The sequence below is a fragment of the Streptomyces sp. NBC_00876 genome, assembly GCF_045207435.1.
GTDB lineage: Bacteria > Actinomycetota > Actinomycetes > Streptomycetales > Streptomycetaceae > Streptomyces.
The window spans coordinates 7,954,175-7,979,035 of the sequence record NZ_CP108800.1 but is presented as its reverse complement, the minus strand read 5'-3'; the positions used below and the strand labels follow the sequence as shown (position 1 = coordinate 7,979,035).

Sequence of the window (24,861 nt, the reverse complement as noted above, 5' to 3'; positions counted from 1 at the left end):
AACTGGGGGCACCTCGAACCGCCTGCATGCTGACACGCTTGCGAATGAAACCGGAAGACCGGTGGCGAAACTTCATTCAAGCCAAGGGGTGGTGAGGTTCTGGCCATGTTTTCACAGATTCACAGGGGCGAGTGGTCATCGATTCGATGATCCCGCTCACCATGGGATCTTCACCTTTCGATGGCATGCGATGTCGAATGACGCAAGATGACGAGACCGCTGGATCGTGGAGGCGTGAGGTATTGGGGTCCGTAACCGCCGAGGCGCAAGAGAGGCGCCCCCGCACTCCGGCCCCCGCCCTCTCCCCTGGCTCGTTCCGGTCAGCGCCCCGAGATCAGGTCCGCCACCCGGGCGAGGGGAGACGTGCTGGTGCGGTGCCCCTCCACTTCCTGGCGGTCCGCGGCCCGGTAGACCGCGTACATTCCATGGACCCCCATCCAGCGGAGCGGCTCCGGTTCCCAGCGCGGCGAGGTGCGGCCGGTCCACGGCAGCCGGGTGCGTTCCGTGTCCTCTCCGATGACCAGGTCGGTGAGGGTGCGAGCCGCGAGATGCGAGGCCGTCACGCCCTGCCCCACGTATCCGCCCGCCGAGCCGATGCCGGTGGCCCGGTCCAGATGGACCGTGGGACACCAGTCACGGGGTACCGCGAGCACACCCGACCAGGCGTGAGCGACGGGAACATCGGCCGCCGCCGGGAAGAGTGCGGCCAGCGTCCGGGCCAGTGAGGCCACCGTCCGCGCGCTGGTGCCGCCGTCCCCGTCGACCCGGGATCCGAACCGGTAGGGCACCCCCCGTCCCCCCAGGGCGATACGGCCGTCGGCGGTACGCTGCCCGTAGAGGTAGGCATGGGTCTGGTCGCTGAACAGTTCCTGTCCTTCCCAGCCGATGCTCTGCCAGGCGGCCCGGGACAGCGGCTCGGTCACGAGCATCGATGAGTTCATCGGCAGCCAGGTGCGCTTCTCACCGGGCAGTTCGGAGGTGAAGCCCTCGGTGCAGCGCAGCACGTGGCGTGCGCTCACCGAACCGAATGGTGTGGTGGCCTCGTGCGGGGCGATCGCGGTGACGGGCGTCGACTCGTACAGGCGCACTCCCAGACGGACGACGCTCTCGGCGAGGCCGATGACCAGACGGGCGGGGTGGATACGCGCGCAGTGCGGATTGAAGGCCGCGCCGAGGCCGCCGGCGACCTCGACACGCTCCTTCAGCTCCGTTGCGGAGAGAAGCCTTTCGTCTGTGTTGCCCCATTCCTGGTCGTGTACGACGGAGGCCCGCAGCCGGTCCAGCTGCGCCGGCGCGTGGGCGACGCGCAGATAGCCGCTCTTCACCGCGTCCGCCGCGATGCCCTCACGCCTGAGCGTCGAGAGCACCACATCGACCTCCTCGTTCATCAGGGCCTGGAACCGCAGGACGGCCTCCTTGCCGCGTTCCCCGGCGAACCGGGCGGGCGAGCCCGGGATCTTGCCGGACAGCCAGCCGCCGTTGCGGCCGGAGGCACCGAACCCCGCGAACTCCCGCTCCAGAACGACGATGTCCCAGTCGGGCCGGGCCTTCTTGAGGTGGTAGGCGGTCCAGAGCCCGGTGTATCCGGCGCCGATGACGCACACATCCGCGGTGATCGGACCGTCGAGTGGGGCGCGTCGCGAGGGGAAGCCGGTCTGGCTGAACCAGAAGGACACCTGGCCGTTGGCCGGGTCAGAGGTGGACATGGCAGAACTCCGGGAGGGTGCGATCAGGGGTGTGGTGAGGGGACGGCGGATCAGTGGGCGGAGACGGCCGCGTCGGTCCGTGGGGTCCCGGGCAGGACCTCGCCCTCGCCGCGGCGGGGCAATGCCAGGCAGGCTGCGGCCATCCCCAGGGCGACGACACCGGTGAGGACGGCCACCGGGGTCGTGCTGCCACTTCGGTCGAGCAGGTAGGTGGAGAAACTGGGGGCGATTCCACCGATGGAGCCCGCGATTCCGTAGCTGAGGGAGGCGCCCGTGTAGCGGACCTCGGGGCGGAACAACAGGACGACCTCGGCGGCGAGGACTCCGTAGCCGGCTCCGACGAAGGCCATGCTGACGGCGACGCCCAGATACAGCAGCGCCGCGTTCTGGGTGCCCACCAGGGCGAAGGCGGGCCACGCCCAGATGACCAGGCCGATGGCGGAGGCCAGGGCGATCCTGCGTGCGCCGAAGCGGGGTGCCAGGAGGGCGCCGATGAGAACGAAGAGCCCCTCGCTGACCGCGGCGATCAGGTTTGCGGGCAGCGTGATGGAGGTGCTCATCCCGAGTGTGCCGGTGGCGTAGACGAGCGTGAACGTGGTGAGCAGGTAGTAGGTGACGAAGACCCCGGCGAACGCGCCCACTCCGATGAGGACGCGCCGCCAGTCCTGGCGCAGCACCTCGACGACGGGGAGCCGCGCGGGCTTCGGTGCTTCGTGGGCCGCGGTGAAGTCCGGAGACTCGTGGATCTTCGTGCGGATCGCCATGCCGATGGGGATCAGCAGGACGGAGGCGAGGAAGGGCAGGCGCCATCCCCAGCTGTGCAGCCAGGCGTCCGAGCCCGCGGTGACGGCCATGAAGACGAGGGTGGCGAGGACCAGGCCGAGCGGTGAGCCCAGTTGGGCGAAGGCGCCGAAGAGGGTCTTGCGGCGGGGCGCGGCGTGCTCGATTCCGATGAGCGCCGCGCCGCCCCACTCGCCGCCGACGGCCATCCCCTGCACGATGCGCAGGAGCAGCAGCAGGAGCGGGGATGCGACCCCGATGGCGTCGTAGGACGGCAGAAGACCGACCGCGACGGTGGCGCCGCCCATCAGGAGCAGCGTGACGACGAGGGTGCGCTTGCGTCCCACGCGGTCCCCGAAGTGCCCGAAGAGCACGGCACCGAGCGGACGGGCGAGGAAGCCCGCGCCGAACGTGGCGAGGGAGAGCAGCGTACCGACGAGCGGCGGGAGTTCGGGGAAGAAGACGTGGCTGAAGACGAGCGCGGACGCCGTGCCGTAGATGAAGAAGTCGTACCACTCAATGGTGGTCCCGATGATCTGGGCCGAGGCGAGCCGTCTCGTGGAGAGGGCGGGCGCGGATCCGGCGGGGGCCGGGGTCGTTCCTTGACGCATGACGTACTCCTGGCGAGGAGGCAGGACGGGCGGCGAAGGCAAAGGCGTCCGCGCTAGGCGGACGGGGCGAAGGGGGTGAAGGGGGCGGAGGCGACGCCGTCGCGATGGTCCGCTTCACTGCGGTGTGCGGCGCGGTCGGACGGCTCTCCGTGGCCGCCTCCGCCGCCGGTGACCACGCTGACGCGGTCGCCGGCCCCCAGCTTTTCGTGGAAGACCACGGGAAGTTGTTCGACGGTGCCGTCGGCGCGGGTGATGGTGAACGAGCCCGGTCGTCCGGAGCCCGCGCCGTCCAGGCCGGGTGCACCGGTGCGGTGGCGGTCCGAGTATCCGGCGATGTCGACACCGTCGGCAACGGCCTCGTAGGTGCGCCGGATACCCAGGCCGCCTCGGTGCTCGCCGGCGCCGCCGGAGTGCTCATGGAGCGCGTACTCGACGATCCGGAAGTGCGAGTAGTCGGACTCCAGTGCCTCGACGGGGGCGTTCGCGCAGTTGGAAATGGGGTTGTCCAGGGCGTCGGCACCGTCGTGTGCGGCGCAGGCGCCCCAGCCGCCGCCGAGGATTTCCAGAACGACCTGGTAGTTGCTGGTGCCCCGGTCGAGATGGCTGACGGTGAACGCGGTCGTGGTGTCGTAACCGGTCGCGGCGGCTCGTTCGGGAACCTGCCGCCCGAGAGCCTGGACGATCGCGTTGAAGACCCGGCTGGCCGGAGTGAGCCGGCTGCGTACGGCGGCGGGAGACCGCGGGTTGAGGATGCTGCCGAACGGCGCGTGCACGGTGATGGGCCGGTTGCAGCCCTCGTTGAAGGGGATGTCTGGCTCGTCGAGCAGGCAACGAATGGCGCTGATGGCCGAGGAGACCGTTGAGGCGAGGGGACAGTTGACGTTGCCGTCGATCTGGTCGCCGCTGCCCGTGAAGTCGAGATGGATTTCCTCGCCCGCCACGGTGACCTTGACCCGGATGTCGACCGTTCCGGCATCCCAGGGTGTGCCGTCGAGCGTCTGCACCGACTCGTAGACGCCGTCGGGGATGCGGCCGAGCGCCGCCCGGGTGCGTCGCTCCGAGTAGTCCTTGAGTTCGTCCATGGCCGCGAGGCAGTCGGCGGTCCCGAATCGGGTTGCGGCCTCCTTGAGGCGGGTGGCGGCCGTGCGGTTGGCGGCGAACTGCGCGTTGAGGTCGCCGACGACGAGGTCGGGCACGCGGACATTGGCCCGCACCATCTCTTCGACGAATCCGCCGCGCCCCCAGTCGCGCGAGACGGAGAACCGGCTGAGCGGCAGGCGGAGGCCCTCCTGGTAGATCTCGGTCGCGGTGGCGTTGAGGCCGGGGCTGCCACCGCCGATGTCGACGTGGTGGGCGACGCTCGCCGCGAACGCCACGAGTTGCCCGTCGGTGAAGACGGGGGTGAACAGGTAGATGTCCTGGAGGTGCTGGCCGCCGTTGAACGGGTCGTTCATCAGGAGCGCGTCGTCCTCGGTCAGGGTGGAGAGGTCGACGGCGTCGGCCAGACCGCGGATCGCGAACGAGATGCCGGCAGTCATGATCGGGATGCATTCGGCCTGGTCGATGACCTCCCCGCGGGCGTCGGTGAGGGCGACCGAGTAGTCGCGGGCTTCCCGGACGATCGACGAGAAGGCGGCCCGGCGCAGGTCGGTGGCCATCTCGCGGGTGATGGAGGAGAGCGCGGCCCGGATCAGACCGAGCCGTGCTGTGTCGAGTGGCATGGATCAGCTCCTGGTGAGGACGAGGTTGGTGGCCGGGTCGACGGTGGCGGTCCAGCCGCTGGGGACGTAGGTCGTCGAGGAGTCGTCGGTGATCACGGCGGGCCCGGCCAGTTCGGTGCCGATGGGCAGGGCGCTCCGCGACACCGTCACGGTGGGACGGGGTTTGCCGTACTCCAGGACGGTGCCTTCCTGGCGGAGTTCGTCAGGCCGGTGCTCGACGGCGGGAAGCGCCACCTGGGGGCGGGGCCGGCCGACGCTCAGCCGGAGGGTCACCACCTGCACGGGAGCGGTGTGATCCGCGTGCCCGAAGCGCTGGGCGTGCAGGGAGTGGAAAGCCGCGACGAGCTCCTGCACAAGGTCCGCTCCCGCACCCTGGGGCAGCGGCACCGACAGCTCGAAGCCCTGTCCGGCATAGCGCATGTCGACGGTCCAGGTGTCGTGCACGGTGGTGGCGTCGACGCCCTGCCCGGCAAGTTCGCTGTGCGCCTCACAGGTGACGGAGGCCATGACCTCACGCAGACGTGTGTCTTCGAGCGTTTCGGCGGCGACGAGGACCGTGCGGGCGAACTCCCGGCGGAATCCCGCCGCCAGCAGGCCGTAGGCGGAGGCGAGCCCGGAGTGCGGGGCGATCACGACGCGCCGCATACCCAGTTCGTCGGCGACGCCCGCCGCGTGCACCGGGCCCGCTCCCCCGTAGGCGAGCAGCGTCAGCCCGCGCGGGTCCTGGCCGCGCTCGACCGATGCGACCCGGATGGCACCTGCCATGGCGACGTTGGCCAGCTGATAGGCCGACCAGGCGGCCTCGCCGACCGTGACGCCGAGCTGGGCGGCGAGCGGCGTGAAGACGGTTTCGGCGGCATCCAGGTCGAGCGGAAAACGTCCGGCCAGCCGCGGGTGTGGCCCGAGCAGGCCGAGGACGGCGTTCGCGTCCGTGACGGTGGGCGCCGGACCGCCGCGTCCGTAGCAGGCGGGCCCCGGGTTGGCTCCGGCGCTCCGCGGGCCGACGGTGAGCAGGCCGCCGCTGTCGACAGCGATGATGCTGCCGCCGCCGGCGCCGACGGTCGTGATGTCGATCATCGGTACGCGCACCGGCAGCCCGTCGACGGTGATCTCCGGGGTGAGCTGCGGGGTGCCGTCGACGACTAGGGACACGTCCGTGCTGGTGCCGCCCATGTCCATGGTGACGACGTCCCCGAGCCCGGCTGATTCAGCGACTGCCACGGCTCCGCTCACTCCGGCGGCCGGCCCGGAGAGCAGCATCGTCACCGGCCGGGCCGTCACTACGGGCACCGGCACGGCGCCACCGTTGGACTGCATGACCTGCAGTCCCGTGATGCCGCGGCGAGCGGCCTCGCCGGCGAGCCGGCCCAGGTACCCGGCGACAGCGGGCCGGACGAAGGCGTCGACCACGGTGGTGCTGGCGCGTTCGTACTCGCGGAACTCGCGCGCGACCTCGCAGGACAGGGACACCGGAAGCCCGGGTGCCAGGGAGGCGGCCAACTCGGCCAGGCGCCGTTCGTGCACGGGATTGCCGTACGAGTGCAGCAGGCACACCGCGATCGCGGTGACATCCTGGGCGAGCAGTTCCTTCACCGCGCGCCGCGCGCTCTCCTCGTCGAGTTCGAGCGCGATCTCGCCCGACGCCAGGATCCGCTCGTCGATCTCCTGAACCAGATGACGCGGCACCAGGGGTGCGGGCTTGACGTACCGCAGGTCGTACATCCGGTCACGGTCCTGACGCTGGAGCGTGAGCAGGTCACGGAAGCCCCGGGTGACGAGGAGGCCCAGGCGAGGGCCGCGGCGCTCGAGCAGGGCGTTGGTCGCCACCGTGCTGCCGTGCAGCAGCAGCGCGCCCTCACGCAGTTCGGCCGGCAGCCCGTCGATCGCCTCGATCACCGCGCGCGACGGGTCCTGTGGGGTGGAGAAGACCTTCGAGGTCGCCCGTAGCCTGCCGTCGTCGTCGAGGACGACCAGGTCGGTGAAGGTGCCACCGCATTCGACACCAATACGCATGAGACCCCCTTTCTATGACTCAATGTGACAACCCGAATTCAATTCCGGCCTTGAAATGTGACGTTCCCATGGCCGACGATGCGCGGTAATACGTCGTTCTCCCCATGGACGAGGGTGCTCATCGGTGCTGGTCAGCCCCGATGGGCGGAGCCGCCTGGAAGAAGGAGGTACGCATGGCACGGGACCGGTCCGGGACGTCCGAGAGCGTGTCCGGAATCGGGCGGCCGGCAGGCCCTGGCGTGGCCCGGCTCGACGCGTCCGGCCGCTATGAGCGTCTCGACGTGCTGGGATGCGATCTCGTGATGGATCAGCGGGTGAGGCGCTGGGCGGAGCTGATGCCGGCCACCCGCAAGTCCGCCGTCTCCTTCGTGTGGATCACCGAGGACGGCGTATGGGCGTACATCGACCTCGCGGTCCCACCGACAGCCGAGGGCCGGCAGGTCACCGTCACGGCCGCGGTACGGACCGGCGAGCCGCCGTACGGTCTCACCGCGCGTGAGCTCGACGTGCTCACGCTGCTAGCGGGCGGTCTCACCAACGCCTCCGTCGCCCGCTACCTGGGCACGAGCCCGCGCACCGTCGGCAAGCAGGTCGAGGCGCTCCTGGACAAACTGGGTCAGCCGAGCCGCAGCGCGGCAGCCGCGTTCGCCGTGGACAGTGGGTTGCTGCGGCTTCCGGTGCCCGGCGATTGCGCTGAACTGTCCGCCATCGGCGTCGGCATGCTTGACGCGCTGGAACGCGGCTGGAGCAGACCGCCCAGGTTCGCGGGCGCTCCGCGCCGCAACTCCCGCCTCTTCGCTCCCCGACCATTGACCGTGGGCCTGATGGCTCCGTTGCTCGGTGCCTACGGCGCCGACGGAGAGGAACTCCTCAAGGGCGCCGAACTCGCTGTCGCCGAACTGAACGCGCGCGGTGGGGTGTCGGGGCGGCCCCTGGAGCTGGCGACCTTCCCGCTCGACAACCAGGACACGGTGTCGGTGGACACGGCGTTCCGTGCGGCGGGCGCTCTCGACCTGTCCGCGCTGGTCGGCTCGTACCTACTGGTCGATGAGCGTTCCAGCTACGAGCGTGCCGCCGAGTACGGCATCCCCTACCTGAACGTCGGCAGCAGCGACCTCCAGGCGGCCTGGGTCGACTCCGAGCCATCCGTTTTCGGCAACGTGTTCCAGGCCGGTCCACGGCGCAGCAACTATGTGCGCGGCTTCCTGCGGTTTGCCTCCCAGACACGTGCGGCGGGCCTGTGGCAGCCGTCGCGCCGCACCATCGGAGTGGTCGAACCCGAGGTCGCGGACAGCGAGATCCTGCCGAACCGGAGCGCGGACCTGATGGAGGCCGCGGGCTGGCGCGTGGAGTTCCGGATCAAGACCAGACCGCCGTACGACGACTGGTCGGACGTCCTTGAACGGTTGCGGGACACCTCACCGGCCGCACTGATCCTGGGCAACCACCCACCTACCGCGATGGCCGCATTCCAGCGCGCTTTCGTCCGGGCCCCCTCGCCAACCCTCATCTACAACGTCTACACACCATCCGTTCCGGCATATCTCGGCGCGGCGGGCGAGGCTGCCGAGGGGGTCGTCTGGGCCAGTGTCACCGGCCGCTACGGTGACACCCGGGGAGCCTCTTTCGCCCGGGACTACGCACGCCTGCACGGCATCGCGCCCGGCCACGGCCTCGCGGGCGCCGGCTACGACCAGGTACAGGTTCTCGCCCGAGCCTGGAGTACCACCTCCAGCCCGGGGCGACCGGGTGAGACGGTGGACGCCCTGCGAAGTGTCGTGCACCGCGGGGTCAACGGCACGTACTTCCTGGGGGCGGCCGGGCAGACCAACGCGGCCTACCCGGACGAGAATCCCGATCCGTCGCTCGCCCAGGCGCCACTGGTCTACCAGGTGCAGGACGGCACCAGCCGAGCGATCCATCCCATACCGTACGCCGAGGCGTCGTTCCGGCTGCCGCCCTGGCTGCGGCAGGAGTCCCCGCGCCGGACAGCCGTGTGACCACGCTCGATCGCCTGTTTCCGTGGCTCGGGTACCGGCGGTCCGATGTGGACGCTTCTGGCCGGGGTCGGGGTGACCGTGGCTCGACAGCTGCCACACCGTCTCTGAACAGGCATGGTCGTGACGATGCCACAAGGCCTCGACGCAGCGAGGCGCGCCCGATGGTCACCGGCTTCCCGGCCGGCGCCCTCGGCTGAGGTCACCGGCCGGAGACGGTCTCACGCGGCAACGTGATCGCGCCGGGGTTCCTGATCGTCGTCGGTGGAGCCCGCAACTGTCAGGAGGGGTGTATCTACGCTGGGAAAGAGTGCCGCCCGGCCTTGAATGATTGATGAACTCGCGCCCAGGAGACTGGGATGATCCCTGCATCTAAACGCCGTCCACTCGGCGACGGTTCCGCTCCCTGACGCAAACCTGCTGGTCGAGGTTGCGAGGAGTTCCGGAACTGCCGCGTTGACGGAAAGCCCCGGCGTGGACGCCCACGCATCAATCGACCTGAAGGGTATCCCTCGAACGGCCAACCCGATGGCACGATGCAGGTCCGATCGGCGTCGGCAAACGCCCTTCGGACGCAAGGACTTGGAGCCCGCACACGCTCTCGCGCCGTGACGCGTGGGAGCCTCTCGATCTCAGGAGAAACGCCCATGTCGCATCCGTCCGTTCCGGCCCGCTGTGTGGTGCACGGTGAACCCCGCCGCAACCAGCTCTCCACCGCCGATGCCGTCGTCATCGTGGTGATCACCGTGCTGGCGTGTGGACTGTCCACGACAGGTCTGGGGCTGTCGTCGGTCCTGTCCGTACTGAGCGGTGCCTCAGTGGTGGCGGCGGGCACGCTGATGGCCGTACGGGGAGGAAGCCGGACGCCGGGCCGCAGGTTCGCCCGCGTCCTGCACGCGTTCACCACGGCCTGAGCATCGCCTGTGGGGCGTAGGGAGAGGCCGATCGCCTCGTCGAACAAGGCACTGTTCGCGTTGGCCCAATGGCTGCGTGACCAACGATCGGCCCGTGGATATTCGTATGCGGATCTGGCTGCCCGTTCCGCATGCCATGCGACGACCCTTCAACGGGCGGCATCGGGTCGGTCGATTCCCACTGAACAGAGCGTGCGGGAGTACGCGCGCGCTTGCGGTGCGTCGGAGAACAGGGCCATGGAACTGTGGCAGCAGGCCTGTGTCCGCGGCTCCGGCGGCCCGCCACGAGGTTCGCCCAATCCACTGACCATCGATGGAATCGGCTCGTTCAAGGCCGGGCTGCGCACCTTGTACGAGCTGGCCGGCCGGCCGTCGATGCGTGAGATGGAGAGGCAGGCGGGTACGGGCTGTCTCCCGCACAGCACAGCGCACCGCATCGTCCGGGGCCGGACCGTGCCGCGCGATGTCCATCAGCTGACGGGATTTCTGAGGGCGTGCTCGATCGGACCGGCCGAGCATCCGTTATGGATCGACGCCTGGCGGCGCGTGCTCGGGCAGGAGTTCCCCCCTGTGCTGCCTCTGCTGCCACAGCGACCGACCGGTGTGGCACCGGTGGCCGTGACGACGAGACCTGAGATACGCGCGAGTGACGGGCCTGTCGGCGTGGCAGCGATACTCGCGGGGCCACCGCCGGAACTCCAGTTCTCCGTGCTCGGTCCGGTACGGGCCAGGCGGGGCGACGAGACGCTGCCGTCCGGCTCGCCGCAGCAGCGTGCCCTGTTGGCGGCCTTGCTCATGAGGCACGGGCGTACCGCCACGGCCGGCGAACTGATCGACGCCATCTGGGGCGAGGACCCGCCCTCGCAGGCGCTGGCCGCCGTGCGTACGTACGCCTCCCGGCTCCGCAAGACCCTGGGCCCGCTCGTCCTGGCCAGCGAATCGGGCGGGTACGTGATGCGTATCGAACGCGAGGCGCTGGACCTGACCATGGCTGAGGACCTGGCGGCCGAGGCGGAGAAGGATCGGGCTTCCGGCAACCACCACCGGGCCAGGGCCCTTCTCAACGCGGCGCTCGGCCTGTGGGACGGCGAGGCGCTGGCCTCCGTGCCCGGTCCGTACGCCGAGAACCAGCGCACCCGGCTGGAGGAGTGGCGGCTCCAGCTCACCGAGACCCGCCTCGACCTGGACCTGGAGGTCGGCTGCCACGCGGAGACGGTCTCCGAGCTGACCGCCCTCACCGCCGCGCACCCGCTGCGCGAACGGCTGCGCGAGCTCCTGATGGTGGCCCTGTACCGCAGCGGCCGCCAGGCCGAGGCCCTCGCCGTCTACGCCGACACCCGCCGACTGCTCGCCGAGGAACTGGGCGTCGACCCGCGCCCCGAACTCGCCGCCCTCCAGCAGCGCATCCTCCAGGCCGACGAGGAACTGGCCCGCCCCGCCGACGAGCCCGCCCCGGCCGGCACCCCGGTCCGGCCCGCGCAACTCCCCGCGACAGTCGCCGACTTCACCGGCCGCACCGCGCTCATCCAGGAGCTCGGCGACCAACTTGCCACCGCGAAGGGTGTCTCCGTCCTCTCCGGCATCGGCGGAGTCGGCAAGACCACCCTCGCCGTCCATGTCGCTCACCGGGCCCGCTGGCACTTCCCCGACGGGCAGCTCTACGTCAGCCTTCAGGGCGAGGGCTCGTGGTCCGCCGAGCCCGGGAAGGTCCTCGGGGCATTCCTGCGGGCGCTCGGCGTGCCGGATTCGGCGGTCCCCGACTCACTGGACGAACGCGCCGCGCTCTACCGCTCCACACTGGACGGCCGCCGTGTCCTTGTCCTCCTGGACGACGCCCACGACGCGGCGCAGGTACGCCCCCTGCTGCCCGGAACGGCGGGCTGCGCGGCCCTGGTCACCAGCCGGGTCCGGATGGCCGGCCTGGCCGGCGCGCACCTGGTCGACCTCGACGTGATGTCCCCCGAGGAGGCGTTCGAGCACTTCACCAGGATCGTGGGTCATGACCGAGTCGACCCGGAGCGCAGTGAGGCCCGCTATGTGATCGCCGCCTGCGGCTTCCTGCCTCTGGCCATCCGCATTGCCGCCTCCCGCGTGGCGGCCCGCCGTACGTGGACGATCGCGACGATGTCAGCGCTACTCGCGGATGAGACCGGCCGGTTGGCTCAACTTCAGGCCGGCGACCTGGCGGTGCGACCCGTCATGGAGCAGAGCTACACCCGTCTGGATGCTGAGCAAGCCCGCGCCTTCCGGCTGTTGAGTACATCGACCAGCGCATTCCTGTCCCTGTCCGAATCGACAGCTCTTCTCGACCGAAGTCCCGTACAGGGACTGGCTCTCCTGGAAGGTCTGATCGATGCCGGTCTGCTCATGCCCGTAGGACCAGGTCACTACCAAGTGCACGCTCTGGCACGGCTCTTCGCCCTCTCTCTCACTCCATGACCCCTGCTCGTTACACCCACAACCTGTCAGCGCTCACCGAAGAAGGGGTTCCGGTTCACTTCCGTTCGTGGCAGGCTCGCCCGCCTCAGGGCCTGATGTTGCCGGCGCGCGAGAGCAGCAGGTGCAGTGGGTCGGTCTTGGGGCTGGGCGAGGATCGGCGTCTGCGGTCGCGGGCCGCGACAGGTGCGCCGATGAGCGTCAAGGCCAGTTGGGCGGACAGGGGCGCGGCGCTTCCGTAGTACTCGGCGCAGCAGGTCTGCAGGCTGACGATGCGGGTTGCCAGGTCGCTGAGGGAGACGACGCCGAGGGCCGCGCTGGTGGTCATGCGCTGTGCCCGGTCGAGTGGGAGGTCGTCAGGACGGTGTCCGTCGGCAGGTGGGTGTTGTCGCGTAGCGTCCTGACTACCTGGGCGCGTGCCTCGGGCGGCAGCTCATCGAGTCCGTCGAGAATCGGCAGCAGCCGACGGTGGAGGAACAGTTCCATGGCCGAGCCCTGGCCGTACTTGGTCGTGTCGTTGAGGAACCGGTAGTCCTCCGTGATGCGCCGCACCATCCAGTCCTGGAAACTCACCGCCGGATCCCAGGTGGACAGCTGGAGCAGCACCGGCACACGCTGCGGGTCGGCTCTCCGGCACAGCGCCAGTGCAAGGTCGACGCACGGCCCAGTCTTGCCGGAGCCCACGTCACCCACGATGACCAGGCGGGAGGGTTGGGCAAGGTAATCGTCGATCAATGTGTCGAGTGTGCCGTGTTGCGTCACGGGGCGTGTGTCCCCGGCGCGAGCTGTGCGTGAGCGCGGATCATGGACGGTGTCCCAGCGGACGGGGATGCGGTCGACCACGAGATGCTGCTTGCGCCGACCTGCCTCAGTGGTCCAGTGGCGCTCCACCGCACGGTTCAACGCCTCCGCAGCGGCGTCAAGTTGGGCGCCTTCGCCGCGTTCGGCGTTCCACGCCCAGGTGCGGCCGATGATGGCTTTGGCCGGGGAGGCGACCAGGATCGTCCCGCCGATCCCCAGAGCCGCCGTCACCGGCTCGAAGCCGAACTGGAGCACCGCCCAGACGACCACCCCGACCCCCGTCAGCCAGAGAGCCAGTATCCATCACTCTCTGTTCGTCATGGAATCATGAAATCTCAACTCGGCGGAGTCGTCTATAGGGTGGGCGGTCTCCAGTGGTCGGTCGAACTACTTCGGCCGTCACTCCTGACGGACAACGCGTGGTCGTTCAGCGCAAGCACCATGCGGCCAAGAACCCGATGACGTACACAACCGGCGCCGCGCCCTGCTCCGCGACTGCGTCCAGAACCCCACCGCGGCCGACAAAGGGCGACGCATCCCCCGCATGACTGCCACCAACACCCCTGGAGACGCTCACGCACGGTGGCTGTGCTCCGGCCAGGACCGGAAGCCCGGGCCTCACGCAGGGACTTCGGCCCCTCCCCCTGCGAGGCGTGCGGGCCGGGTACCGCCGCCCAGATGCACAAGTCCAGGTCGAGCGGCTCTTCACGTCCAGCTCGAATCCGCCGCACGGATGCACGTGGATCCCGACCGGCGGCGACAGCGCCCGGCACCGGCTAGCCCGTAGTGCGCGGCGACAGCCTCTGTGTGATCCGGTCGAAGAGCTCCGTCAATGGCTCGCCGACGTCCCGGCCGAACTCAGAAAGCCCGTAAGTGACCTGGGGCGGCGTCGTCGGCTCGACTTCCCGCCAGACCAGGCCGTCCTGGACCAATGCACGCAGGGTCTGGGAGAGCATTTTCTCGCTGATGCCCTGGATGCTCTCGCGCAGCTCATAGAAGCGGAGATTGCCGCTCCGCAAGGAGATCAGCACCCAGATGCCCCACCTACTGGTCACGTGGTCGACCACATCGCGCGCAGGGCAGTCGGTGTGAAACACGTCATACCGCTTCCCCGTCTCGACCTGTCTGCGCTGCAAGCCTCCCGCCATGTCACGAGCTTACTTCAAGGTATGTCCTTACTGAAAGTTAGCCAGTCGTCCTAGCGTGAAGGCCACAGAGGGAAATCCGACAAGGAGTGATCATGATCGTAGTGACCGGGGCCACCGGGAATGTCGGCCGACCGTTGACGCGGGCGCTGGCCCAAGCGGGCGAGCAGGTGACCGCAGTGGCCCGGCGCACGGCGGCGGTGCCGGACGGCGTCCGCTTCGTGGCGGCCGACATGGGCGAGCCCGCCGGCCTCAAGCCCGCGCTGGCCGGGGCGACGTCCCTCTTCCTGCTGTTGTCCGGCGATCTGCACGCCACTGGAGCCCACCCTGCGGACATCATCGGCGAGGCAGCGGCCAGCGGGGTCCGCCGAGTTGTGCTGCTCTCCACGCTGAGTGTGGTGACCAGGCCCTCCGGCCGCACGCGGATCGCGATGCGTGCGCTGGAGGACAGGTTGCGGGAGTCCGGTCTGGAGTGGGCCATCCTGCGGCCAGGCGGCTTCGCCTCCAACGCCCTGTGGTGGGCCGAGTCCGTCCGCACGCAGCAGGTCGTCGCCGCACCCTTCGGCGACATCGGGGTGCCGATCATCGACCCGGCGGACATCGCCGCGGTCGCGGCAGCCTGCCTGCTGGATGACCGACACACCGGCGGCATATACGAGTTGACAGGCCCGGAGGTGATCACTCCGCGCCGGCAGACGGAGGCCATCGCCGCCGCGCTGGGCTCACCCGTGAGGTTTCACGAGCTCACACGCGATGAGGCCAAGACCGCCATGACCCAGAGCATGCCGCCGGAACTCGCCCACGACACTCTGGACATCCTCGGCTCCCCGACCCCGGCCGAGCTTCGCGTCAGCCCGGACATCCAGCAGGTCCTCGGCCGCGCCCCACGTCCCTTTGCCGACTGGGCCGCCCGCAATGTCGCCGCGTTCCGCTGACACTGGGTGAGATTCAGACGCTCCGGTCAGCGTTGCCATGGGTCCGACCCCAGAGCCGGGACAGCACCCAACAGCCCTCCCACCCGACACAGCATTCCCACCTGACAGCACGAAGCGTGCTCAGCCCCAGCCCTTGAGGCATCGTTGAACTGACATCACCGGACCGCAACGTCACGTCGAACAGACCGTTCACCCGAGAGGCACCCAGGATCTCCGGTCGCCTCAACAAGCAGCCGAAGCGACCTGCCGCCCAATCAGGACTGTCGGCATTGAGTCAGCATCTGCCCTGGCATACAAGGTCAGACACGGACACAGAGGGGGACGCCGGTCCAGCGGAAGACCTTCCCCTGAGGCACTCTCAGCTGAGGCACTCTCAGCCGCTTTCCGGCCTCCCCCGCCCCCAGCACGACGCAGGCATGATCGGAAGCCATGAACCCGTAAGAACGCGTAGCCCAGCGCCACATCCACGCGGCTTCAGGGGCACACCTGGCAGCGCAGGAGCCGGATTGGGCACGCCGTCGTAGCCGCGAACAGCTCCAAACCGATCACCGTTCGTCCAGTCCTCACGGGCCTGCGTGAAGTCCTCCTGGTTCCCGCCCACGAGGTTCCACCACATACCACGCTTCTGCCGCTTCATCCCAGCTCAGAGGCATGGCGCACGATCCGTGGTCAGCAAAAGGCCAGCAAGCGACCCCGGAGACCGCACGATAGCGAACAAGACCCTGACCCACGGCATGGGCAACGTTCTTCAAGGACTGCCGGCACAGCAGCACCAGGTAGTCCGAGAACCCCACAATGCCGCCTGACACCCGAGCTGCGCCATCTGCGCTCCGGCACAGCCACATCCTGCTTCGGGTCATTTCCCGAACATGCCCTCACCGCCTATTCGCAGGAGTTCTCGTGACTGACCGGAAGCACATCCTGAGCGGCCGTAGAGCCGTCGTGACGGGAGCCGCACGCGGCCTCGGAGCAGCTGTCGCCCGCGAGCTGTCGGAGCGAGGCGTCCGCGTGGCCCTGCTCGGCCTGGAAGAAGGCACACTCGCAGGGACGGCCGACGAACTCCCCTCATAGTCACTGCACTGGCATGTGGACGTCACCGACGACCAGGCGATGGCCAGCGTCGCCGAAAAGGTGGACCGCCGTCTGGGCCCCGCTTCGGTTGTCGTCGCCAACGCCGGAGTGGCAGAGGGAGGTCCGTTCGCCGACTCCGATCCGGACACCTGGCGGCGCGTGATCGAGGTCAACCTCGTGGGCCGCGCGCGGTCACCGCACGGACGTTCCTGCCGCAACTGCTCCGCACGCACGGTCACTACCAGCAGATCGCCTCGCTCGCGTCCATCGTCACCGCGCCAATGATGAGTGCGTACTGCGCGTCGAAGGCGGGCGTGGAGTCGTTCTCCCACTCCCTGCGCGCGGAACTGGCCCCCCCGTGGAGTCAGCGTGGGAATCGCATATCTGAACTGGATCGACACCGACATGAGCCGGGATGCCGACCAGCATCGGGTGCTGCGCGAGCTTCGGGCCCATATGCCCCCACCGGCGCGCAAGACCTATGCCCCGGAGTACGTGGCCCGACTCGTGGTCGACGCAGTCGAGCGGCGGGCACCTGCCGTGTACGTGCCAGGGTGGCTCCGGAGTGTCCAGGCGGTGCGAGCCGGTCTGCCCTGGACTGGTCTCGCTGCTGACCCGCCGAGAGCTGACGCGATCGTCCTTCGAAGCGAAGGGGCTGCTGGGGTCCGGCGGACGCGCAGCCGAGGCAACCCGACGATCGCGCGCCTGAAACCCGGGCTGCCGCTTGCGGCAACTCGTCTGCACCCAACTGCCCTTACGGCACGCCGACGCGGTGACGGACCACGCCCAAGGCAATCGATCAGCCGCTGCTTGGCCGTGCGCGGCTCATCCCCGGCGCGTACAGGCGCACGTCTCGTCGGATATGTAGCCCTCCCGTGGCGGCCCGTCCGGGCGTGGCCCGACCCCGCGATCGGATGGCCGGACCCTGGCGGATCCGCTCGTCGCCGGGTGTCCTTTCCACCAGGCAGGTCAGACCTTGCGCTCAGGGAATCAGCAAGGTTTTGATCATTCCGTCCTGCTTTTCCTGGAAGGTCCTGTACGCCTGTGGTCCCTCTTCGAGCGGCAGATGGTGCGTCGCGAAGTCGTCCACGCCCAACGGGTCCTCGTCCGTGAGCAGCGGGAGGATGTCGTCGACCCAGCGTTTGACATTGGCCTGCCCCATCCTGAGCTGGATCTGCTTGTCGAACATGGTCAGCATCGGCAGAGGGTCGGCCGCGCCGCCGTACACACCGGACACCGAGATCGTGCCGCCCCTGCGCACCACGTCGATCGCTGCCCGGAAGGCGGCCAGGCGGTCCACGCCGACCGATTCCATCAGCCGTTCCCCAAGAGCGTCGGGCAGCATTCCCACGGCCCCGTGCGCCGCTTTCGCCACGGGGGCGCCGTGTGCCTCCATGCCGACCGCGTCGATCACCGCGTCGGTGCCTCGTCCGTCTGTGAGATCGCGGATGGCGTCGCCGAGTTCCTTGCCGTGCCGGCGCACGTCGAGGCACTGCACCCCTTCCGCGGCGGCGCGGGACAGACGAGCGGGTACGAGGTCGGCCCCCATCACCTGACCCGCGCCCCGGTGCCTGGCGATGCGTGTCGCCATCGCACCGATCGGCCCGAGCCCCAGAACGGTCACCGACCCGCCGGGCGGGATCGCCGCGTACTCCACGGCCTGCCAGGCAGTGGGCAGTACGTCGGAGAGGTAGACGAACCGGTCGTCCGCCGGCCCGTGCGGAACCTTGATCGGCAGACTGTCCCCAAAGGGAACCCGCAGCAGCTCCGCCTGTCCACCGGGCACCTGGCCGTAGAGCTTGGTGTAGCCGAAGAGGGCGGCTCCCATCCCCCGCTCGCGGACCTGCGTGGTCTCACACTGGGAGTGCAGCCCCTGATCGCACATGTAACAGTGCCCGCACGAGATGTTGAAGGGGACGACGACACGGTCCCCGGGGGCGAGGGAAGCCACCTGAGGGCCGACCGCCTCCACGATGCCCATGGGTTCGTGGCCGAGAATGTCCCCGGGGTCGAGGTAGGGCCCCAGGACTTCGTACAGGTGCAGGTCCGAGCCACAGATGCCCGTGGACGTGATCCTGACGATGATGTCCGTCGGGTCCTCGATCCGCGGATCCGGAACGGTCTCCACCCGGACATCCCTTTTGCCTTGCCAAGTCAGTGCGCGCATATTCGAATCCCCTCAAGAGGAACCGCGACAACGCCCCCGCGAGAATTCCCATACCTTCAGGATGAGGCCGGACAGGAATGCTCACCCGTTGCAATCGGCGCCCCAGTCTCCCGGTACCTTCCTTCCGCAGAGACTGAGTCTTGCGGACGGTGCGACGGCCGGAATGATCACTCTCGGAGACCCGGTCCCCCTTGTCGAGCTTGCCGATCTTTCCCATGGCCGGCACGCTCCCGTAGCTCGACCGTCGACTACGGAACTCCCCACTTCACTGTCGCGCCCTTCATGGCTCGGCGCACTCCGGCACGCGACTGCGGCGGATACCGGCCGGAATATCAAAAAGCGAGGGCGCACACGTCGTGCGTGCTGGAAAACCAACCGGATTTCCGGCCCGTCGCAGGCCGGCCCACCCTCTTCGGACGAGTTCACCGGCGAGTAGGCGCGCGCACGCCCAGCGCATAGGCAGGGGCGTGCGCGATGAACAGAACAGCCCCCGGACACTGCACACCGCCGCACCGAAGGCGTCAGTGACAACACCGTCGAAGCGCTGGGCGCCCCTGCCGAAGGTGCTGGAGACGACCGAACGCGCCCGCGGCGCGCTCTACGAGTTCCATCAACTGACCGGCGGCGCCGACATCGCCATCGGCGCCGAGCGGTCCGGCTCCTGCCTATGGACTGGCGCTGCCAGAACATCAGCCTCACTGAACGCGGCGCGACCTTGCAGGCGCGCCCTTTTCCTCGTCGTCGTCGCTGTCGTCGTCCCCCGGCACGTGCACATCGAGAATCTTGATGTTGATCTCGACGACTTCCAGCCCGGTCATCGTCTCCACCGCATCGGTGACATGGATGCGGATCTTCTTCGCCGTGTCCAGAATGAGCGTTCCATACTCGACCACGATGTCGACATCGACGGCGGCCTGCTTCTCGCCCACCTCGACCTTCACTCCGCGTCCCGGGTCGTTGGAGCGGGACACCTTGTCCTTCATCGCTCCCATGGCCCGGGAAGCGCCGCCGCCGAGGGTGTGGACTCCCTCGGTCTCACGTACCGCTATCCCCGCGATCGTCGAGACGACGGTATCCGCGATGACAGTCTTCCCCTTCGTACCGCCCGCCGATTCGTTCGATCCGAGTGTCGTTCCGTTTTCACTGCCGTTCGTCGCCATGAGTACCTCGCAGCGAGAGTTCTGGGAGGGGCCAACCGGAATCAGCGGACCTTTTCCACCGTCCTCGCCCCCCTTCCACGGTGCTCCAGGATCCGGGCATACGCCATTCGAGTGCCGAGAAGAGCAGCGTATTCGTGTCCGCTCCCTTTGCCGCGCGCCCTCAGTTCCGGGGCAGCAGGGAGCCCAGGGGTCCTAGGTCGAGATTGAGGTCTTCCAGCCGTACACCGTGCTGCTCGCAGAGCTCTCCCATGCGCTGATCGAGCATCATCAGCGTCGTGCCGATCTCATCGGTCTGATCGTCGGTCAGGTCACCTTCGTCGATGCGCCGCAGGGCTTGCCGTTCCATCAGCTGCCGGAGCAGTTCGACCACCGTGAGCACCAGGGTGACCAGATCGCGCCCCATCTGCTCGGAGTCCAGGTCCACTCGTGAGGTCGTCACAGCGGCCCGCTGTCTGCCCAGGGGGCAGGAACACGCTCGTTGACCGACGACAGCAGTGCATGGAGTGAGACACGTACGAGTGGTACGTCGGCGATGGCGATGACCAGGTCACCACTCACGACCACCCCGGTCGCCAGGACACGGTCCAGCAGATCGACCAGCGGCACGCCGATCGGGCCGCTCAGGCCTCCGGGCCCGTCCCACGGGACTGCTTCGTGCGTCAAGGCCTACACCTCGCCCACGAAGGAGTAGGGGACCCAGGGCCCGGAGACCTCGATGTGCGCCCCGGTGCGTTTTCGCAATCCGGCAACCAGCGCGTCCAGTTCGGCGGCCCGATTCCCTGCTACCAGATAGGTCGCATTCAGTACCTGAACACGACGGTCATCAACGGCTGCGCTGCCGTGCGGCCGGAGCCGGCGGGACTCCGTGGCGAGGCGGCTCACGTCCGCATCCACGGCATCTGCGACCCGCAAGGCATCCGTCTGCCGCTGCTCTCGCTGTGACTGCAGGTTGCGCTTACGTTCCAGATAGGCCCTGCCCGCTCCAGGGGCCGGGCGCGTCCGGTCTGCCGCCGTAGCCGTCCGCTCCTCCGAGGGACCATCGCCCGCGCTCCGCGAGACGGGTGCGTAGACCTTGATCCCCCATTCGGCATGATGCGCAATACGCGTCAGTGCTGTGCGAAACCGTGTCGACTCACTGGCGAGTGCGAGTGCGGCCCTCTCGTCTCCGTTGTACAACGTGGCCAGCGGCAAGGGAACCGTGGGGAATTGGGCAGCGACTGTCGAGACGACCCTGTGGTGGGCACGCGCGTATCGTTCGAGTTCAGCCTCGTCGGTCAGCCGTTTCTGCCATACCTCGTCCGTGAAGTCAGCCCCTCGAACGGTCTGCACGATCGCTGTGAGCGAGCCGACGCGAAGGGAGCGCACCCGTTCGTCCTGCGTGACCCCGGTGAGACTTTGCACGTCGGGGTCCCCCTCCGCCTGGCAGACCGCGAACACGTAGACGGCGTTCGCGTCCGATGTCCCTGTGCTGCGCTCCGTCATGAGCCCCTGTTCTTCCTCTCGCTGGCTCATCGCAAGTCCGGCGATGTCTCTTCGGAACGCGATTCAAGTGCTTCCAGCCGCGCCCGCAGCTCTCGGTTCTCATCTTTCAGGGCGTTCCTTGCCGCGTGAGAGCTGAGCGCCGGATCGGTCTCCCACCAGTCGATCCCGGCCTTCTTCGCCGTGTCCACGGAGGCCACGAAGAGCCGAAGGCGAATGGTGAGCAGCTCGATGTCGAGAAGGTCGATCTTGATGTCCCCAGCGATCACGATGCCCTTGTCGAGAACGCGCTCGAGGATGTCCGCCAGGTTGGTGTTCTGCGGCCCGGATGCAGGATAGGAAGCGTCCTGTCGGAAGTCGAGATCAGTCACTTCGCGCTCTCCGTGATCGCTGCTTTGCGGACGTGGTCCGCCTTCTGCGCGGTGCCTCTTCCTCTTCCGGCTCTTCCTCGTCCTCTTCCTCTTCCGGCTCTTCCTCGTCCTCTTCCTCGTCCTCTTCCTCGTCCTCTTCCTCTTCCGGCTCTTCCTCGTCCGTCAGCGGTTCCTCGTCCTCACCGTCGTCCTCCTCCGGCTCTTCCTCGTATTCCTCCCCCTCAGGGTCTTCCTCGTTGCCGCCTTCTTCCTCGTCCTCTGCTTCTTCCTCCTCCATGGCCTCTTCGTGCGATACGACTACTTCTCCGTCGCGGATCTCGCCACGCCACCCTTCCGGCTCCTCTTCCGTGAGTGTGACGTACCGCTGAAAGTGCTTGAAGTCGAGCCGGACCCGTCGTCCTTGCGCGCGCCAGAGGTTGCCCGTCTTCTCGAAGAAGCCGGACGGGTAGTACTCCATGACCAGAACGATGCGCGTCAGGGCCGGTGCCAGTTCGTGGAAGCTCACCGCACCTCGCGTCGTCCCCTTGGCGCCTTCGGATGTCCAGACAATGCGTTCGTCAGGGATCTGCTCCTGGACCGTTGCCTTGAAGCTTCGGGAGGAGGGACCCACCTTGACCTTCCAGTCGCTCGACATCTCTTCGTCCATCGAGACATCGCGCACGCCCTTGGCGAAACTGCTGAACTGGTCGTACTGGGTCCAGTGGTCGTAAGCGGCACGGAGCGGCACTCCCACATCGAGGACCTCGATGATGTTCATGACCTTTCCGCCGCTTGCCTTACGTTTACCCTGGCCGCCACCAAAGGCCTCCTTGGCCTTCTCCACGACGTTGTCCTTAACACCTTTGGCCTTCTCCGAAACGAACGCCTTCACCGGAGAGTCACCCTGGAGGATTCGAGAGCCGATGGCCGGCAATGAGCCGCCGTTCTCCGCGACATCGTTCAGCTGACCGGTGACATCGGTCAGCTTGTCCCCTGCCTTCTCCGCGAGCTTCTCCACCTGCGTGCTGAGAAAGTTGGAAAGCTCACCGCGGAGTTTATCCATTCCGGACTCTTCGGTCTCTTCAGCCTCTTCCGACTCAGGCTCTGCATTTTCCGTCCTGGCCATGACTCGCTACCTCCGACCGCTGGAGCGCTTGGATGCGGCTCGTTTGGACGATGACTTGCCTGCTGCCGTCTTCTTGGCCGCCGCCTTCTTCGCCGGGGCGGTCTTCTTGGCTGCAGTCTTCTTCGCCGAGCCGCCGGACTTCTTGGCTGCCGCCTTCTTCGCCGGAGCCGCCTTCTTGGCCGCCGTCTTCTTCGCCGGGGCGGTCTTCTTGGCCGCCGTCTTCTTCGCCGAGCCGCCGGACTTCTTGGCCGCCGTCTTCTTGGCCGGGGCCGCCTTCTTGGCTGCCGTCTTCTTGGCTGCCGTCTTCTTGGCCGGGGCCGTCTTCTTGGCTGCAGCCTTCTTCTTGGCCGGGGCGGTCTGCTTCGCCGTGCCCGACGACGTCCGGCGGGGGGCGCGCCTTCTCGGCTGCTCCTCCTCCGGCTCCTCCTCGGGTTCTTCTTCCTCTCCCTCTTCCTCTTCTTCTTCGTCCTCTACTGGCTGCTCATCCTCTTCATCGCCCTCCTCCGGCTCGTCCTCGTACTCCTCGTCCTCGTACTCCTCGTCCTCGTACTCGTACCCCCCGTCCTCTTCTACGGGTTCCTCTTCGTCCTCGTACTCATAGTCGTACTCGTCGCCCTCGTCGCCCTCGTCGCCCTCGTCGCCCTCGTCGTCCTTCGGCGGTTCGAGGAGACGAGCCGTGCGCTCACTGATCGAGCCGGCCAACGTGCTCATGCTTCGATTGGCGGCAGCGGTCATGGCCTTACGGCCCGCGTCAAGAACCTCTCCCCTGAGCTGCTCCTGGAGTTCAGCGACCTGGGGGACCTCGCCGAGTCGACGCATACCTTCTGCGGCTAGTTGGCGGGGCTCCAGACCGAAGCGTCGGCCTGCGAGATACGTGGCGACGCTGAGAGCCAGTCGCCCCTTCTTGGTCCGGCCCAGCACGTAGCCGCCGACTACTGCGACCGCGAGGGTCAACTTCGTCTGGTCTTCCATGAGCACGTCACCTTCGATCACTCTGTGCCGGGCCGATCCGTACGGCGTCCAGCCGGTCCAGCAAGCGTTCCTCTTCGCGTTCGAACTCCTCCAGGCTGATCTCTCCGGATTCCAGTTCCTGATTGAGTACCGCCAACTGCGCACGCAACACGGCGGGGTCGTGCAGCTCACGCTCCGCGGCGTCATTGAGCTTCTCCGCCACCCAGATCACGCCGCGCACGGGCGCGATCGGGAGCGTGAGCAAACCGGTGATCAGCCCCATGTCATTTGCCGCCCACGAGCACAGATCGGGCCTCCGCCGAAACGAAGCTGTAGCAGGGAAGCGGGCCGGCGGACCGGATCTCCGCATGGTCCCGAAAATCCGCCCCGAGGCTCTGGGCCCGCAAGAGGAAGGCTTCGCTCTCAGCACGGTCGACGAGAAAGGACTCGTTCAGCACGCAGCCCGGGACCTCGGGTCCCGGGACGGCCGCCTGTGCAGCAGGTGCGAGTTCACGAAGGATCCGATGCCCTGCGGCGGCTGCCCGCCTGGTGAGAGCACCGGAAATGGCCTCGCCCAGCCGGAGGCTGGCCTCGTAACCCGGGTTCTTCCGAGCTGCCGCTCGGAGTTGGCGCACGCTTGCGTCCTCGGCGACAAGCACCTCCAGCGCATTCTGCGCGGGAAGAACCTTGACGTTGATCTCGATGCGGCCCGCGACTCGGTCCAGGGTGGCGGCATACTCGGATTCGTCGGCGGCCAGTTGCGCGAGGACCGACTGCTCGTCCGCAGCGACCATTCCGAACCGCATGGGGAGCACCGGACCCTCGTCAGCCAGGCGCATCAGAAGATTTTGGTGCGCCAACAAATCGCGCCGTCGGGCACGGAGCTGCGGCGGCGCGTCGCTGACGACCGCCGCAAGCGGACCCTGGTTGATGCCCCTGAGGACAGCGGGCGGCGATCCGACGCCGACCGCATCCTTCGGAAGCGCCGTCGCGGCCCGCAGGATCGCGTAGACATACACACCACCGGTTGCCGCGCTCACGCTCATGCCTCCGCGCGCCGTCGTCGGCTCTCACTGCTGCGGGCAGGTGCACGTCGCTTCTTCGGCCGCTCTTGCGGCTCGTCCTCTTCCTCGGACGAGTCGTCGCCACCACCTACTGCTTTGCGTACGGTGTCGCCGACGGACTCGGCCGCGTGACGCACCTTGCGTTTCCCCACGGACTTCGCCACACCGCCGCTGAGAAGCTCGGGAACGGTGGTGCTGCCGGAATCACGTTCAAGGTCCAGCCGGTTGCACGCCTCCGCGAAGCGGAGGTACGTATCCACACTCGCGACAACGATGCGCGCGTCGATTTTCAGGATCTCGATGCCGACCAGCGAAACCCGGATGAATACGTCAATGACCATGCCACGGTCAAGAATGAGCTCCAGCACGTCGTACAACGTTCCGGCGCGGGGCGGGCAGGCCACTACCTCGTCCGAGTAGGTGGTCGCTGGCAT

At 68.1% G+C, this 24,861-nt stretch carries 21 protein-coding genes and 3 pseudogenes; 6 read left to right on the top strand and 18 right to left on the bottom strand.

Translation table 11 applies throughout. The annotated features are described in order from the left end of the window. Positions 1 to 320: 320 nt before the first annotated feature. From OG782_RS34820 to OG782_RS34805, 4 genes are read right to left on the bottom strand one after another with little or no spacing between them, the layout of a single operon-like run. Entirely contained in the window at positions 321 to 1,706 is a 1,386-nt protein-coding gene (locus OG782_RS34820; protein ID WP_406457953.1) for an NAD(P)/FAD-dependent oxidoreductase, read from the bottom strand. 50 nt (positions 1,707 to 1,756) lie between these two features. After that, the gene (locus tag OG782_RS34815; RefSeq protein ID WP_406457949.1) at positions 1,757 to 3,097 is read right to left on the bottom strand and encodes an MFS transporter; all 1,341 of its coding nucleotides are present in this window, start codon (positions 3,095 to 3,097) and stop codon (positions 1,757 to 1,759) included. 53 nt (positions 3,098 to 3,150) lie between these two features. Then, the gene (locus OG782_RS34810; protein ID WP_406457947.1) at positions 3,151 to 4,818 is read right to left on the bottom strand and encodes a hydantoinase B/oxoprolinase family protein; all 1,668 of its coding nucleotides are present in this window, start codon (positions 4,816 to 4,818) and stop codon (positions 3,151 to 3,153) included. Between the two features lie 3 nt (positions 4,819 to 4,821). Then, positions 4,822 to 6,831, bottom strand: coding sequence for a hydantoinase/oxoprolinase family protein (locus OG782_RS34805; RefSeq protein ID WP_406457945.1), 2,010 nt, complete (start codon positions 6,829 to 6,831; stop codon positions 4,822 to 4,824). A 173-nt stretch (positions 6,832 to 7,004) separates the two neighbouring features. Between OG782_RS34805 and OG782_RS34800 the strand changes: the two genes are divergently transcribed. The 4 genes and pseudogenes from OG782_RS34800 to OG782_RS34785 form a co-directional block, all read left to right on the top strand. Next, positions 7,005 to 8,831 (top strand): ABC transporter substrate-binding protein, encoded by a 1,827-nt coding sequence (locus OG782_RS34800; RefSeq protein WP_406457943.1) that lies wholly within the window; start codon positions 7,005 to 7,007, stop codon positions 8,829 to 8,831. A 644-nt stretch (positions 8,832 to 9,475) separates the two neighbouring features. Next, a complete protein-coding gene (locus tag OG782_RS34795) occupies positions 9,476 to 9,742 on the top strand; it encodes a hypothetical protein (protein WP_406457941.1) in 267 nt (88 codons plus the stop codon). 9 nt (positions 9,743 to 9,751) lie between these two features. Beyond that, positions 9,752 to 9,964: pseudogene (locus OG782_RS34790) on the top strand (multiprotein-bridging factor 1 family protein); the annotation flags it as partial. A gap of 414 nt (positions 9,965 to 10,378) precedes the next feature. After that, positions 10,379 to 12,163 (top strand): annotated as a pseudogene (locus OG782_RS34785) (BTAD domain-containing putative transcriptional regulator); the annotation flags it as partial. A gap of 103 nt (positions 12,164 to 12,266) precedes the next feature. Here the strand turns inward: OG782_RS34785 and OG782_RS34780 are convergent. From OG782_RS34780 to OG782_RS34770, 3 genes are all read right to left on the bottom strand, one after another. After that, positions 12,267 to 12,506 carry a hypothetical protein gene (locus tag OG782_RS34780; RefSeq protein ID WP_406457939.1) on the bottom strand — a complete coding sequence of 80 codons (240 nt, stop codon included), beginning with the start codon at positions 12,504 to 12,506 and terminating at the stop codon, positions 12,267 to 12,269. Then, positions 12,503 to 13,249: a hypothetical protein gene (locus OG782_RS34775; RefSeq protein WP_406457937.1), complete on the bottom strand. Its 747-nt coding sequence runs from the start codon at positions 13,247 to 13,249 to the stop codon at positions 12,503 to 12,505. The genes OG782_RS34780 and OG782_RS34775 overlap by 4 nt, the downstream gene beginning before the upstream one ends. Before the next feature lie 506 nt (positions 13,250 to 13,755). After that, on the bottom strand, positions 13,756 to 14,127 hold the full coding sequence (locus OG782_RS34770) for a winged helix-turn-helix transcriptional regulator (RefSeq protein WP_406457935.1): 372 nt from the start codon (positions 14,125 to 14,127) through the stop codon (positions 13,756 to 13,758). Between the two features lie 92 nt (positions 14,128 to 14,219). On the opposite strand from OG782_RS34770, the gene OG782_RS34765 reads away from it, so the two are divergent. Continuing rightward, entirely contained in the window at positions 14,220 to 15,059 is an 840-nt protein-coding gene (locus OG782_RS34765) for an SDR family oxidoreductase (protein ID WP_406457933.1), read from the top strand. A gap of 900 nt (positions 15,060 to 15,959) precedes the next feature. Next, positions 15,960 to 16,839 (top strand): annotated as a pseudogene (locus OG782_RS34760) (SDR family oxidoreductase). 273 nt (positions 16,840 to 17,112) lie between these two features. On the opposite strand, the gene OG782_RS34755 reads toward OG782_RS34760, so the two are convergent. From OG782_RS34755 to OG782_RS34705, 11 genes are all read right to left on the bottom strand, one after another. Then, on the bottom strand, positions 17,113 to 18,297 hold the full coding sequence (locus tag OG782_RS34755; protein WP_406457931.1) for an alcohol dehydrogenase catalytic domain-containing protein: 1,185 nt from the start codon (positions 18,295 to 18,297) through the stop codon (positions 17,113 to 17,115). 695 nt (positions 18,298 to 18,992) lie between these two features. Further along, a complete protein-coding gene (locus OG782_RS34750) occupies positions 18,993 to 19,457 on the bottom strand; it encodes an Asp23/Gls24 family envelope stress response protein (protein ID WP_406457929.1) in 465 nt (154 codons plus the stop codon). Positions 19,458 to 19,617: 160 nt separating this feature from the next. After that, positions 19,618 to 19,896, bottom strand: coding sequence for a gas vesicle protein K (locus OG782_RS34745; protein ID WP_406457927.1), 279 nt, complete (start codon positions 19,894 to 19,896; stop codon positions 19,618 to 19,620). Then, the gene (locus OG782_RS34740) at positions 19,893 to 20,120 is read right to left on the bottom strand and encodes a gas vesicle protein (protein ID WP_219571957.1); all 228 of its coding nucleotides are present in this window, start codon (positions 20,118 to 20,120) and stop codon (positions 19,893 to 19,895) included. The genes OG782_RS34745 and OG782_RS34740 overlap by 4 nt, the downstream gene beginning before the upstream one ends. Positions 20,121 to 20,123: 3 nt before the next feature. After that, positions 20,124 to 20,939, bottom strand: coding sequence for a GvpL/GvpF family gas vesicle protein (locus tag OG782_RS34735; protein WP_406457925.1), 816 nt, complete (start codon positions 20,937 to 20,939; stop codon positions 20,124 to 20,126). A 26-nt stretch (positions 20,940 to 20,965) separates the two neighbouring features. Then, the gene (locus OG782_RS34730; protein ID WP_406457923.1) at positions 20,966 to 21,307 is read right to left on the bottom strand and encodes a gas vesicle protein; all 342 of its coding nucleotides are present in this window, start codon (positions 21,305 to 21,307) and stop codon (positions 20,966 to 20,968) included. Further along, positions 21,300 to 22,412 carry an SRPBCC family protein gene (locus tag OG782_RS34725; protein WP_406457921.1) on the bottom strand — a complete coding sequence of 371 codons (1,113 nt, stop codon included), beginning with the start codon at positions 22,410 to 22,412 and terminating at the stop codon, positions 21,300 to 21,302. The genes OG782_RS34730 and OG782_RS34725 overlap by 8 nt, the downstream gene beginning before the upstream one ends. Positions 22,413 to 22,418: 6 nt before the next feature. Next, complete coding sequence (locus OG782_RS34720; RefSeq protein ID WP_406457919.1) at positions 22,419 to 23,384, bottom strand: histone protein; 966 nt, start codon at positions 23,382 to 23,384, stop codon at positions 22,419 to 22,421. Between the two features lie 7 nt (positions 23,385 to 23,391). Continuing rightward, positions 23,392 to 23,646, bottom strand: coding sequence for a gas vesicle protein GvpG (locus tag OG782_RS34715; RefSeq protein ID WP_326656482.1), 255 nt, complete (start codon positions 23,644 to 23,646; stop codon positions 23,392 to 23,394). Between the two features lies 1 nt (position 23,647). Continuing rightward, on the bottom strand, positions 23,648 to 24,409 hold the full coding sequence (locus OG782_RS34710) for a GvpL/GvpF family gas vesicle protein (protein WP_406457916.1): 762 nt from the start codon (positions 24,407 to 24,409) through the stop codon (positions 23,648 to 23,650). After that, complete coding sequence (locus OG782_RS34705; RefSeq protein ID WP_406457914.1) at positions 24,406 to 24,861, bottom strand: gas vesicle structural protein GvpA; 456 nt, start codon at positions 24,859 to 24,861, stop codon at positions 24,406 to 24,408. The genes OG782_RS34710 and OG782_RS34705 overlap by 4 nt, the downstream gene beginning before the upstream one ends.

Excerpts from the sequence above, each read along its gene's own strand:
- OG782_RS34820 (WP_406457953.1), bottom strand. The coding sequence starts at position 1,706 with ATGTCCACCTCTGACCCGGCCAACGGCCAGGTGTCCTTCTGGTTCAGC.
- OG782_RS34815 (WP_406457949.1), bottom strand. The coding sequence starts at position 3,097 with ATGCGTCAAGGAACGACCCCGGCCCCCGCCGGATCCGCGCCCGCCCTC.
- OG782_RS34810 (WP_406457947.1), bottom strand. The coding sequence starts at position 4,818 with ATGCCACTCGACACAGCACGGCTCGGTCTGATCCGGGCCGCGCTCTCC.
- OG782_RS34805 (WP_406457945.1), bottom strand. The coding sequence starts at position 6,831 with ATGCGTATTGGTGTCGAATGCGGTGGCACCTTCACCGACCTGGTCGTC.
- OG782_RS34800 (WP_406457943.1), top strand. The coding sequence starts at position 7,005 with ATGGCACGGGACCGGTCCGGGACGTCCGAGAGCGTGTCCGGAATCGGG.
- OG782_RS34795 (WP_406457941.1), top strand. The coding sequence starts at position 9,476 with ATGTCGCATCCGTCCGTTCCGGCCCGCTGTGTGGTGCACGGTGAACCC.
- OG782_RS34780 (WP_406457939.1), bottom strand. The coding sequence starts at position 12,506 with ATGACCACCAGCGCGGCCCTCGGCGTCGTCTCCCTCAGCGACCTGGCA.
- OG782_RS34770 (WP_406457935.1), bottom strand. The coding sequence starts at position 14,127 with ATGGCGGGAGGCTTGCAGCGCAGACAGGTCGAGACGGGGAAGCGGTAT.
- OG782_RS34765 (WP_406457933.1), top strand. The coding sequence starts at position 14,220 with ATGATCGTAGTGACCGGGGCCACCGGGAATGTCGGCCGACCGTTGACG.
- OG782_RS34755 (WP_406457931.1), bottom strand. The coding sequence starts at position 18,297 with ATGCGCGCACTGACTTGGCAAGGCAAAAGGGATGTCCGGGTGGAGACC.
- OG782_RS34750 (WP_406457929.1), bottom strand. The coding sequence starts at position 19,457 with ATGGCGACGAACGGCAGTGAAAACGGAACGACACTCGGATCGAACGAA.
- OG782_RS34735 (WP_406457925.1), bottom strand. The coding sequence starts at position 20,939 with ATGACGGAGCGCAGCACAGGGACATCGGACGCGAACGCCGTCTACGTG.
- OG782_RS34725 (WP_406457921.1), bottom strand. The coding sequence starts at position 22,412 with ATGGCCAGGACGGAAAATGCAGAGCCTGAGTCGGAAGAGGCTGAAGAG.
- OG782_RS34720 (WP_406457919.1), bottom strand. The coding sequence starts at position 23,384 with ATGGAAGACCAGACGAAGTTGACCCTCGCGGTCGCAGTAGTCGGCGGC.
- OG782_RS34715 (WP_326656482.1), bottom strand. The coding sequence starts at position 23,646 with ATGGGGCTGATCACCGGTTTGCTCACGCTCCCGATCGCGCCCGTGCGC.
- OG782_RS34710 (WP_406457916.1), bottom strand. The coding sequence starts at position 24,409 with ATGAGCGTGAGCGCGGCAACCGGTGGTGTGTATGTCTACGCGATCCTG.
- OG782_RS34705 (WP_406457914.1), bottom strand. The coding sequence starts at position 24,861 with ATGCCAGCGACCACCTACTCGGACGAGGTAGTGGCCTGCCCGCCCCGC.